Origin of the sequence: Streptococcus sp. 21.1, from assembly GCF_016648635.1 — a bacterium.
Taxonomy (GTDB): domain Bacteria; phylum Bacillota; class Bacilli; order Lactobacillales; family Streptococcaceae; genus Streptococcus.
Map to the genome: position 1 here is coordinate 1 of NZ_JACLQL010000013.1, position 11,330 is coordinate 11,330.

Here is an 11,330-nt window from a genome sequence, read left to right on the forward strand (position 1 = left end):
TTTAAAGTTTTGGAACCTTTTCAAGTTTGTGGCAAGTCTGTTAAGACAACTTTTATATCTTAACACCCAATTTAGTTCTTGTCAATAGGGTTTAGTAATGTTATTAACCTTTTTTAGACTGAACTTTTTTGAATCCTTGATACAATACCCATCCAACAACTACACCAAAAGCATTCTGGCAGAAATTAGGAATCACTTCTGCGATTGAAGCTCCTGTTCCATACATAAATACTGAAGCAAGTGCATAACCACCCACCATCACAACTGCTGCAATCAGAAGACCTAGGATACGATAGTTCCCTTTAAAGCCAGCAAAATAACCTTGTGCACCATGGATTAACAAACTGATAAACATCCATTGCGGAGCAGATGATAGCAAATCTATCAGAAAAGCAGACAATCCGCCCACAATTGCCCCCTCTTTCTTCCCAAGATAAAAGGCTGTGAAGTAGATTCCTGCATCTACCAAAGTTAAAAGCCCTGTTGGAGTTGGAATTTTAGCTACGAATCCAAAGGTCACTGATAAAGCTGTTAAGATCGCTAATAATGTTAGCTCTTTTGTTTTCTTATTTTGCATATTGAACTACTCCAAATTCATTTGATTGTTTAATTGATTCATAAACAAAGGCTTTAGCATTTGCCACAGCTTCAGTTTCTGAACATCCTTTAACTAATTCACTAGCTATACTTGAAGCAAATGTACATCCTGCACCGGTATTGTTTTTATCCAACACAACTTCCTCAAACAATTTGTAATCTGCTCCATCATAAAAGACATCTATCGCTTTATTACCATCCAAGCGGTTTCCACCTTTGACAACGACAGTCTTAGCTCCTAATTCATTGAGATAGCTAGCCGCATGCTTCATATCATCAAGAGTCTTGACCTTTCTATCTATAAGCAGTTCGACTTCAGGTAAGTTCGGAGTGATAACCGTGATATAAGGGAAAATTTTAACCAATTCATCACGTAGTTGAGAAACTTCAACGTCATGAGTCTCCTTACATACTAAAACGGGATCCAAGACAATTGGAATATCAGAATGATTTTTAACAAAATCCAACGTTAATTCTGCGATCTCAACGTTAGGCAACAAACCAATTTTAATTGCTGAGAAGGGGACATCTTTTAGTGAATCAAGTTGTTGTTTAAAAACATTAGTATCAACCGGAATGACCTCAAAACCATTCTCAGTCATAGCTGTTAGACAGGTAAGAGCCACAAATCCATGCTGTTTATTTGTGGTAAATGTCGCTAAATCTGCATGAAGTCCGCCACCACTAAAAATATCATTCCCTGAAATCGCTAAAATCAACTCATTACTCATATCGTATCTCCTTTAAATACAAACCATTACCAGCTGTCGTTGGTCCTGCAAGATTACGGTCACGACTTTCTAACACTGTCTTAACTTGCGAAACAGGCATGCGACCATTGCCAATCTTCAACAAGGTGCCAACCATATTTCTAACTTGCTTATAGAGAAAACCATTACCAGAAAAAGTAAAGATATAAAATCCAGTTTTCTCATCGATAGATACACTAGCCTGGGTAATTGTGCGTACTTTATTTTCTACAGAAGTTCCTGAAGCTGTGAAGCCTGTAAAATCATGTGTACCGACCAAACCCTTAGCAGCCTCCTGCATAGGTGCTAAACTTAGAGGGTAGGGATAGTGGGTCGCATAATTACGCATCATGGGGTTCTTAGGTCGCCCTGCATCTACTAGGAACTCATAAGTTTTACTGTGCTTGTTGTATCGCGCATGGAATTCCTCCGATACAAGTTCGATACTAACAACATCAATATCATCTGGACATTGCGTATCTAAACCAAAACGTAACTTCTCTGGATCCCGCTCCTGAGGCAAATCGAAGTGGATAACTTGTCCATAGGCATGAACACCTGCATCTGTACGACCCGCTCCATGAACGGTGACAGGTGTACCGCTATTTAACCGTAAGAGAGTCTTTTCAAGTTCTTCTTGAATGGAACGTGCATTTGGTTGTCTTTGAAAACCTGAGAAAAGTGTACCATCATAGGAAATTGTCGCTTTGTATCTAACCATAGAATTATCATATCAGATTTTTTTAAGGATAAAAAGTAGGTCAATCGCCAACTGACCCCATACAGTTTTTGGCGTAAAGAAAAAGACGCATTAAGCGTCCTTCCTTTATAAATCTTCTAAGGCATCCTTTACTTTATTGAAGAAACCTTTTTTCTGTGGTGCGATTTTTTCATCACCACTTGCTTTGGCGAATGCAAGGAGAGCTTCTTTTTGAGCATCATTTAGCTTCGTAGGAGTTACAATCTTAACTGTAACGTGTTGGTCTCCTTGTGAACCTCCACGAAGACGTGGAGCACCCTTTCCTTTTAGACGGAAAGTTTTGCCTGTTTGAGTTCCTGCTGGGATGGTCATCTCAACATTTCCGTGAACCGTTGGTACTTCGACAGTGTCACCAAGAGCTGCTTGGACAAAGGAAATATTAAGTGTATAGTAAATCGTTGATCCATCACGCGTAAATTTATCGCTTGGATTAACATTGATGATTACAAAGAGATCTCCATAAGGTCCACCATTGAAACCAGCTTCACCTTGACCAGCAAGACGGATTTGTTGACCTGTTTCAACACCTGCTGGAATCTTGACAGATACTTTATGGCTTTGTTTTTCATGTCCTGTTCCATGACAAGTTTGACATGGCTCTTTAATTTCTTGACCTGTTCCATGACAAACATCACAGGTTACTTGACGACGCATCATACCAAGTGGTGTTTGCGTATCGACATTGATAACCCCTTGACCATGACAGCGACCACAAGTTACAGGGCTTGTTCCAGGTTTTGCACCAGATCCTGAACATGTCTTACATGTCGCTTCACGGTTGTAGTGAACTTCTTTTTCTGCACCAAAAATCGCCTCTTCAAAGCTTAAGTTGACACGGTACTGAAGGTCATCACCTTGACGTGGAGCATTTGGGTTACGAGTAGCACCACCACCAAAGAAGCTAGAGAAAATATCCTCAAAGCCTCCAAAGCCTGCACCACCATCAAAACCACCAAAGCCTCCTTGGCCACCAAAACCATTCGCACCATCTGGTCCGTATTGGTCATAGGCTGCACGTTTTTGGTCGTCACTTAGAGTTTCGTATGCCTCTTGGACCTCTTTATATTTTTCTTCCGCACCTGGTTCTTTATTAATGTCTGGGTGGTATTTCTTAGACATCTTACGATAGGCACGTTTAATTTCATCTTGAGAGGCATCCTTAGATACCCCAAGACGATCGTAATATTCGGTATTGTTCATACAAGATACTAAGAGCGAACAGAAAGCGACTGAAATTTAGGAAACCGACAAGAAATCCTGATTTCTTAGGAGGTTTATCTAATTTCCAAGCTTTCCGCTCGTGTTCAATTTCTCGAACTCTCTCTGTTCCTTTCTATTCTATTTGTTACGATACGAAGCACAAATATATCTTATATTCACTTCACTTATTTTAGCGAAAAACAGAGGCTGGTTTGCAACCTCTGGATTTCTTACTATCATTTACTAATTAGTCAGAATTGAGCACGCCCTAACCTCTTGGTGAAAAAGAGAAATCTTCCTAGAAACTAAAGTTTCTGGGTCGGATTTCCTATTTTCACTGTGAGGTTTTAACGGGCTTTGCATCTTATTTTTCAGTAAACTCTCCGTCTACGACATCGTCGCCTGAGTTATCTTCTGTTTGTGCACCTTCTGCTCCTGCTTGAGCTTGTTGTGCTGCTGCAGCTTGTTCGTAAAGTTTAACTGCAAGAGCTTGAGCTTTTTCGTTAAGAGCTTCCAATTTAGCCTTCATGTCATCAAGATTGCCTGATTCTTGAGCTTTCTTAAGGTCATCAAGAGCTGATTGAGCAGCATCACGTTCTGTATCGAAGCCTTTACCTTCTGTTTCTTTGATTGTTTTTTCAGTGGCAAAGATAGCTTGGTCAACTTCGTTACGAAGGTCTACTTCTTCTTTACGTTTTGCATCTGCTTCAGCATTTGCTTCAGCATCTTTCATCATCTTTTCAATTTCTTCATCTGTCAAACCAGAGTTAGATTGGATGACAATTGTTTGTTCTTTTTGAGTTCCAAGGTCTTTAGCTTTAACAGATACGATACCGTTCTTATCAATATCGAAAGTAACTTCGATTTGTGGGATACCACGAGGTGCAGCTGGGATATCAGTCAATTGGAAACGTCCAAGAGTCTTGTTATCTGCTGCCATTGGGCGTTCCCCTTGAAGAACGTGGATATCAACGGCTGGTTGGTTGTCTGCTGCAGTTGAGAAGACTTGTGACTTAGATGTTGGAATTGTAGTGTTGCGGTCGATGAGTTTTGTGAAGACTCCACCCATTGTTTCGATACCAAGTGACAATGGAGTTACGTCAAGAAGGACAACATCTTTAACGTCACCAGTGATTACACCACCTTGGATAGCAGCACCCATGGCAACTACTTCATCAGGGTTAACTGATTTGTTTGGTTCTTTACCAGTTTCAGCTTTAACAGCTTCTACAACGGCAGGGATACGAGTTGAACCACCGACAAGGATAACTTCATCAATATCTGACAAGCTCAAACCTGCATCTGAAAGGGCTTGACGAACTGGAGTTTTCGTACGTTCTACAAGGTCACGAGTCAAATCATCGAATTTCGCACGAGTCAATGTCATTTCCAAGTGAAGAGGTCCAGCCTCACCAGCAGTGATGAATGGCAAGCTGATTTGTGTTGAAGTGACACCAGAAAGGTCTTTCTTAGCTTTTTCAGCTGCATCTTTCAAACGTTGAAGAGCCATCTTGTCTGTTGACAAGTCGATACCATTTTCTTTCTTGAATTCTTCAACCATATGGTCGATGATTTTTTGGTCAAAGTCATCACCACCGAGTTTGTTATCCCCTGCAGTTGCCAATACATCAAAGACACCATCACCCAATTCAAGGATAGATACGTCGAATGTACCACCACCAAGGTCGAATACCAAGATTTTTTCTTCTTTATCAGTCTTATCCAAACCATAAGCAAGGGCTGCTGCTGTTGGTTCGTTGACGATACGTTCTACTTCAAGACCAGCAATTTTACCAGCGTCTTTAGTTGCTTGACGTTGAGCATCGTTGAAGTAAGCAGGAACTGTAATAACAGCTTTGGTTACTTTTTCACCAAGGTAATCTTCAGCATAACCTTTCAAATATTGAAGAATCATAGCTGAAATCTCTTGCGGTGTGTATTCTTTACCGTTTGCAGAAACTTTTTCAGAAGTACCCATCTTAGATTTGATAGAGATGATGGTATCTGGGTTTGTTACTGCTTGACGTTTTGCAGCGTCACCAACGATGATTTCACCATTTTTGAATGACACAACAGATGGAGTTGTGCGGTTACCTTCTGGGTTTGCGATAATTTTTGATTCAGTTCCTTCAAGAACTGCTACTGCTGAGTTTGTTGTACCTAAGTCAATACCAATGATTTTAGACATATGTTTTTCCCCTTTTTACTTAATTTCTATTTTGCTTTTTTATCTTTCATTCATAGTTTTCTGTCATTTCGGACAAGTTTTCAATTAATTATATACAACTACCATAGCTGGGCGTAAGACGCGTTCGTGGAGTTTATACCCTTTTTGGAAAACTTGTGCAATCGTATCTGCTGGATGTTCATCATCTGCAGGCATTGTTTGAATAGCCATGTGGAAGTTGTGATCAAAATCACCATCTGCTTGGATTTCTTCAATCCCTTCCTCTTTAAGAGCATGTACTAAACTTTCTTGCACCATTTCCAAGCCTTTTTTGACATCATCAGTCAAGCCCTCAACGGCAAGAGCACGTTCAAGGTTATCAAGTGATGGCAAAATCGCTTTTGCCAAATCTTGGCTACGATACTTTTGCAATTGTTGACGTTCTTCATTGGCACGTCGCTGAATATTTTGCATTTCTGCATGGGCACGAAGGTATTTATTTTCAAATTCTTCGGCACGCACTTGTGCTTCTTCAAGCTCAGAAGGTTCGCTTACTTCCTCTGCAACTTCTTCGGTTGTCTCAGTAGCTTCCTCTTCTTTCACTTCTTCTTTTTTAATATCTTCAGTCAAGGCATACACCTCTTTCTATACTTTTTAAATGTTATATCTTAGCTAACTTCATAATGGTTACTATTGAGGTAACGGTAATAATCCGTCAACTTCATAACCAAAACTCTACTAATAACATTGACCAAACTAACCATGCGACGATAATCCATTTCAACTGGGCCAATCACATGCATGAGCGCCATCCCACGATAAGGAATCAGGAATTTATGACTCATAACTGTGACATTTTCAAGCGCTTCTTCAGTTGATTCTGCAACCGAAATCTTGGTCACTTCATCATCGGAGATAGCTGATCGAAGCTCTAGTGCCACATGTTGTGGATTGTCCAAAAATTGATAGGTTTTTAAGTCGGCATAGGTCAGTGATGCAACCTTACCTTCGATGAAAATCAATTCCTTAAAAAGTTGTGAAAAGATATAATCAAACAAATCTAAAACATTATCTGTTATCTTGAAATACTTTTGCACAATCTGAGGAATCTCAGTTCTCAATCGGTAATGGATATCTAAGACAGTGTTTCCCAAAAAACGTTCTTGAACAAGCTTATGAAGAATTTCCAAATCACTAGACAAGAAATTTTTTGGAATAGCAAACTGAACTGTCACAGGCTTAGATTCATCTAGAGTAAGAACCGCTAAAGCGTCGTGATTGGATAGATGAACAATGTCAAATCCAGTCAGACGTTGTCGTGTCGGTTCCACATCTTGAATCACTGCTGTGCATCCTGTCATTTCTGCCAGCAGCTTTGCCGCTGCATCCAAGATATCTTCAAGTTTAAAAGCTTCAAAGTCAAAAGCTTTAACCACTTGATAAACATCTTGTTCATCAATCGTATCAAGATTCAAAGAATTAGCGACAAAATACTGGAAACCTGCTCGGCTTGGCATACGCCCACTAGAAGTATGAGCTTTTTCAAGATAGCCCATTTTTTCTAGCTTGGCCATGTCATTACGAATAGTCGCTGAACTCGAATCAATTGATTCTTGTAATGCTTTAGAACCAACCGGTTCATGTGTACGAGTGAACATCTCAACTATCAAATTCAAAATAGTGTTTTGCCTTTGCGTAATCACGATGTCACCTCATTTCTATTTATTAGCACTCTAACACATCGACTGCTAACTTATGATTCTATTATACACCTAAACTTGAACATGTCAACCCAAAAAACCAAAAAATTAGCACTCTTTTTATAAGAGTGCTAAAAATACATCTTAAGACCTAGAAAAGCAAAAAAAGAGCACCTCAGAGGCACTCTAATCTTATCAATCATATTTTGACAAATGATAGGTCTCAATAATAGATATGAGGTGTTTGGCATAATCCGGATCACTGCTAAAACCCGCAGCTTGTAGTTTTTCTGCCGCAACTTTATAACTAGTCGTTCCTGCCACCTCTTTATAGGTCGACTCGCCCCATGTTCCTTGGCGAAGTCCTTCTAAATAAGTCATCATAGAACTTGACCAATCCTTAAAAACTGCAAAATCCACCTTTTGGTATTGCCACTTCCCTTTACTGTAGATACTATCCTTTAAACGAATACGTTCTTGACCTGACTGAGCAGGGAGACTGTAGATGTTGTGATATTTAACAGATAAAAGACTGCTACCATAATTTGACTCATATGCAGCTTGACTAAGGAGAATAGACGCAGGTACACCATAGTTTTTAGACATCTTTTGAGCTGTTGGAGCTAAGGTCTCAATAAATTCTTGCTGTGTGTAAGCAACCTTTACCGCACGCGCATTATCATCTGTAGAGGCATGAAGAATCAAAGGTAAGAGAATACCTAAAGCAAAAACAACAACTAAGGTAATGAAGGCTTTTAGTTTAAAACGTCGTCTCACTTAGCTTTCTCCTTTAATAATGCCAAATATTCCTCCAAAGTAAGATTATGTTCAGTCATATACTCTGCTGACTCTTTACCAACATAGCGGAAATGCCAATCCTCGTAGCCTACACCCGTTGACGATGCTTTACCATCTGGAAAACGAAGAACAAAGCCATATTTCGGCGCCAATTCTTTGACTTTAGCTACTGTATCTGGATCTGCTTCATTTAAGCTATCTACAGTACTCATATCAATCGCAAGACCTGTCTGGTGTTCACTCGCTCCTGGTGGTTGTGAATAGGTTTGAACCTTTTTCTCCGCCTGAGACTCCGTCAAACTTGGGTCAGCAGCCATTTCCTGCTGAACATAACTGTTATAAAGTTCTGTCTGATAAGCAACACTACGATAACCTGATATCAAGTGATAACTTGGATCAATTTCTTGAGCAGCTGCTAAAAACTCCTTAACGTTCTTAGCAATTCTTGCATCTACAGAAACACCATCGACATCAGCAATCTCAGGGTTAAGTTCTTTAGACTTATTATCTCGATTTACCAAAAGCAATTGCCAGTCTTTAGGCGATACATCAGGTAGTCCCTTTGTATCCTTGCTTTGAGTCGCATCGGTAGCTTGTTTACTACTTTTTGTTATTGACGATCCATTGGTTTGTTGGACTGTATGGCTGACACCAAATACTGAATAAAGTCCTGCTGCAACTAAAAGAACTGCAATTAAGACACTACTGATAACCAAAAACCAGTTGGTTTGCTTTTTCGCCTGACGGCGACTTGGATAGTTATTTTTTACCATTTTCTTTTTCTATTATCTCTCGCCCAACCTGACGATAAGTCATATCGCCAAGTGCTTCTAATGTAAATTTACCATTTTCATAAGCAACAACAGTAACCGAACCATTGTCCAATGAAGGATGCTCGACAGAAGGATCAATTAACCAAGCAAAGGTTGCAATGGTCATGCCGTGACTAACGACGATAGCATTACCGCCACCAGACCTCTCAAGATTTTCTGCAATAGCTGTGAACCCCTCTAAAATACGTTTTCTGAGCACTTCCCAAGGCTCTGCCCAACCAGCTGTATCCACATCAAGGATACCTTGTGCAAGCTCAGGATAAGTTACCTCATGCAAATCCTTACCTTGAAAAGCATCTGTTCTCGGTAGCACACCGTAGAAAAGTTCACCATCATAGCCACCATCTAAACTACCAAAACACCACTCACGAATACGTTTGTCACGTTTATAGGGAATAGTTTCTAAACCCGTCTCACGCAAAATGATATCCATAGTTTGAATCGTTCGACCTGAATCACTAGAATATGCAGCTTTAAAAGGAATACCTGCCGCTTTCAGACCTACCCCCAATTCACGAATACCTTCTTCACCGAATGGGGTCAAAGGGCTATCAGACCAACCTTGTGCACGACCAATGGTGTTAAACATCGTTTTGCCATGTCTCGCAATATATAACCTAACCTTACTCATAGCGCCCCTTCTTTCCGTCATTTTTGAATTCATTATAGCACAAATCCCCTCGACTATCTAGCCAGCGAGACCATCAGAAAATGCCTTACCAATTGGCAAAGCATTTATCATCCGTTTAGTTTTTAAAGCTGTGAACAGGAGCTGGGATTTGACCACCACGCGCAATGAAGTCAGCCGATGAAGCTTTGTTTACCTTCATTACCGGTGCATACCCAAGAAGACCTCCAAGTTCCAGCATGTCACCTTCCTTACCATAAGGAATAATACGAACAGCTGTTGTTTTCTGGTTAATAACACCGATAGCCGCTTCATCAGCAATCATGGCCGCGATTGTAGTATCTGGCGTATCAGCAGGAATAGCAATCATGTCTAGACCAACAGAACAGATGGCTGTGATAGCTTCCAATTTTTCAAGGTTGATATGACCAGATTTAACAGCCGCAATCATCCCCTCATCTTCAGAAACTGGAATAAAGGCACCTGACAAACCACCAACTTGATTACATGCCATGATACCACCTTTTTTAACTTGGTCATTAAGAAGGGCTAGAGCTGCAGTAGTACCATGTGTACCAACAACTTCAAGACCCATCGCTTCAAGGACACGGGCTACTGAATCACCAACTGCTGGTGTTGGTGCAAGAGACAAATCTACAATACCGAACTCGACACCAAGACGTTCACTGGCCATTTGACCAACCAACTGACCAACACGTGTGATTTTGAAGGCAGTCTTCTTAACTGTTTCAGCTAAAACATCGAAACTTTCGCCTGGAACTTTCTCAACTGCACGTTGCACAACACCAGGACCTGAAACCCCAACATTGATTACAACATCAGCCTCACCAACACCGTGGAAGGCACCTGCCATAAATGGATTATCTTCAACCGCATTGGCAAAGACAACCAATTTACCTGGACCCATTGGATCTGCCTGAGAAGCCTCTTTGATGATACGTCCCATGTCACGTACTGCTGTCATGTTAATACCGGTCTTTGTTGAACCAATGTTGACAGACGAACAGACAAAATCAGTATCAGCAAGCGCACGTGGAATAGAATTGATAAGAATCTCATCACCTTTTTGGTACCCCTTTTGAACGAGCGCAGAGAAACCACCAATAAAGTTAACGCCGATTTCCTTAGCTGCTCGGTCAAGCGCCTTCGCAAAAGGTACATAGTCTGTAGCATCTGTTGCCGCACCGATGATTGAAATCGGAGTAACAGATACACGTTTATTAACAATCGGAATACCAAGTTCAGCCGCAATCTCGTCGCCAACAGTTACCAAATCCTTAGCCTTAGATACAATCTTGTTATATACTTTTTCCGCTGCCTTATCGATATCTGAATCGATACAGTCTAGGAGTGAGATTCCCATGGTAATGGTACGAACATCAAAATTCTGTTCCTCAATCATGGCAATGGTTTCTGTGACCTGTTTAATATCCATTTTAAGCTACTCCTATCTTACAAGTTGTGCATCGCATCAAAAATCGCTGAACTTTGGATGTTGATTTTAACGTTCAATGACTCACCAAAGGCTTCCAATTCAGCACGTAGGTGTGTAAAATCTTGTTTGCCTTCCGATGATACAACCGCCATCATGGTAAAGAATTCATCAAGGACTGTTTGAGAAATATCATCAATATTCAAGCCAAGTTCTGCCACCTTAGTCGCAACACCCGCAACAATACCTGCTTTGTCCTTACCTACAACTGTAATAATTGCTTTCATGAGAAGCCTCCATCATTTTATTTTGTATAATTTTAGCATATTTTGATTAAAAATGCTATTTTTTATGAAAATTGCCTCTTTTTTCTTGAAAAAGACGAATGTTTCAGCAACATTTAATCATTATCGTTTATGAAAAATCCTCTCTTTGACCTAACTAC

General features: G+C 40.3%; 12 protein-coding genes. All 12 read right to left on the reverse strand.

Features of this window, described 5'->3' with window-relative positions; genetic code table 11:
* Positions 1 to 103 precede the first annotated feature (103 nt).
* Complete coding sequence (locus H7U01_RS08625; protein WP_064524527.1) at positions 104 to 577, reverse strand: ECF transporter S component; 474 nt, start codon at positions 575 to 577, stop codon at positions 104 to 106.
* The gene (locus H7U01_RS08630; RefSeq protein WP_064524524.1) at positions 567 to 1,328 is read right to left on the reverse strand and encodes a bifunctional hydroxymethylpyrimidine kinase/phosphomethylpyrimidine kinase; all 762 of its coding nucleotides are present in this window, start codon (positions 1,326 to 1,328) and stop codon (positions 567 to 569) included. Before H7U01_RS08630 ends, H7U01_RS08625 begins: the two co-directional genes overlap by 11 nt.
* The gene (truA, locus tag H7U01_RS08635; protein ID WP_064524522.1) at positions 1,321 to 2,067 is read right to left on the reverse strand and encodes a tRNA pseudouridine(38-40) synthase TruA; all 747 of its coding nucleotides are present in this window, start codon (positions 2,065 to 2,067) and stop codon (positions 1,321 to 1,323) included. Before truA ends, H7U01_RS08630 begins: the two co-directional genes overlap by 8 nt.
* Positions 2,068 to 2,172: 105 nt before the next feature.
* Complete coding sequence (gene dnaJ, locus H7U01_RS08640) at positions 2,173 to 3,306, reverse strand: molecular chaperone DnaJ (protein WP_002886399.1); 1,134 nt, start codon at positions 3,304 to 3,306, stop codon at positions 2,173 to 2,175.
* A gap of 364 nt (positions 3,307 to 3,670) precedes the next feature.
* The gene (dnaK, locus tag H7U01_RS08645) at positions 3,671 to 5,494 is read right to left on the reverse strand and encodes a molecular chaperone DnaK (protein ID WP_073950728.1); all 1,824 of its coding nucleotides are present in this window, start codon (positions 5,492 to 5,494) and stop codon (positions 3,671 to 3,673) included.
* Positions 5,495 to 5,578: 84 nt separating this feature from the next.
* Positions 5,579 to 6,103 (reverse strand): nucleotide exchange factor GrpE, encoded by a 525-nt coding sequence (gene grpE, locus H7U01_RS08650; RefSeq protein WP_155222670.1) that lies wholly within the window; start codon positions 6,101 to 6,103, stop codon positions 5,579 to 5,581.
* A 38-nt stretch (positions 6,104 to 6,141) separates the two neighbouring features.
* A complete protein-coding gene (gene hrcA, locus H7U01_RS08655) occupies positions 6,142 to 7,176 on the reverse strand; it encodes a heat-inducible transcriptional repressor HrcA (protein WP_004182170.1) in 1,035 nt (344 codons plus the stop codon).
* 192 nt (positions 7,177 to 7,368) lie between these two features.
* Positions 7,369 to 7,950, reverse strand: a complete 582-nt coding sequence (locus H7U01_RS08660) for a glycoside hydrolase family 73 protein (protein ID WP_201041454.1) — start codon at positions 7,948 to 7,950, stop codon at positions 7,369 to 7,371.
* The gene (locus H7U01_RS08665) at positions 7,947 to 8,744 is read right to left on the reverse strand and encodes a M15 family metallopeptidase (protein WP_155222671.1); all 798 of its coding nucleotides are present in this window, start codon (positions 8,742 to 8,744) and stop codon (positions 7,947 to 7,949) included. Before H7U01_RS08665 ends, H7U01_RS08660 begins: the two co-directional genes overlap by 4 nt.
* Positions 8,731 to 9,435, reverse strand: coding sequence for a histidine phosphatase family protein (locus H7U01_RS08670; protein WP_155222672.1), 705 nt, complete (start codon positions 9,433 to 9,435; stop codon positions 8,731 to 8,733). Before H7U01_RS08670 ends, H7U01_RS08665 begins: the two co-directional genes overlap by 14 nt.
* A gap of 115 nt (positions 9,436 to 9,550) precedes the next feature.
* On the reverse strand, positions 9,551 to 10,888 hold the full coding sequence (locus tag H7U01_RS08675; RefSeq protein ID WP_201041455.1) for a PFL family protein: 1,338 nt from the start codon (positions 10,886 to 10,888) through the stop codon (positions 9,551 to 9,553).
* Between the two features lie 17 nt (positions 10,889 to 10,905).
* Entirely contained in the window at positions 10,906 to 11,172 is a 267-nt protein-coding gene (locus H7U01_RS08680) for an ACT domain-containing protein (protein ID WP_002889695.1), read from the reverse strand.
* Positions 11,173 to 11,330: the final 158 nt, after the last annotated feature.

Bases quoted from the DNA above. Each gene is read 5' to 3' on its own strand.
- H7U01_RS08670 (WP_155222672.1), bottom strand. From the start codon at position 9,435: ATGAGTAAGGTTAGGTTATATATTGCGAGACATGGCAAAACGATGTTT.
- dnaJ (WP_002886399.1), bottom strand. From the start codon at position 3,306: ATGAACAATACCGAATATTACGATCGTCTTGGGGTATCTAAGGATGCC.
- H7U01_RS08680 (WP_002889695.1), bottom strand. From the start codon at position 11,172: ATGAAAGCAATTATTACAGTTGTAGGTAAGGACAAAGCAGGTATTGTT.
- dnaK (WP_073950728.1), bottom strand. From the start codon at position 5,494: ATGTCTAAAATCATTGGTATTGACTTAGGTACAACAAACTCAGCAGTA.
- H7U01_RS08630 (WP_064524524.1), bottom strand. From the start codon at position 1,328: ATGAGTAATGAGTTGATTTTAGCGATTTCAGGGAATGATATTTTTAGT.
- H7U01_RS08675 (WP_201041455.1), bottom strand. From the start codon at position 10,888: ATGGATATTAAACAGGTCACAGAAACCATTGCCATGATTGAGGAACAG.
- H7U01_RS08665 (WP_155222671.1), bottom strand. From the start codon at position 8,744: ATGGTAAAAAATAACTATCCAAGTCGCCGTCAGGCGAAAAAGCAAACC.
- H7U01_RS08625 (WP_064524527.1), bottom strand. From the start codon at position 577: ATGCAAAATAAGAAAACAAAAGAGCTAACATTATTAGCGATCTTAACA.
- truA (WP_064524522.1), bottom strand. From the start codon at position 2,067: ATGGTTAGATACAAAGCGACAATTTCCTATGATGGTACACTTTTCTCA.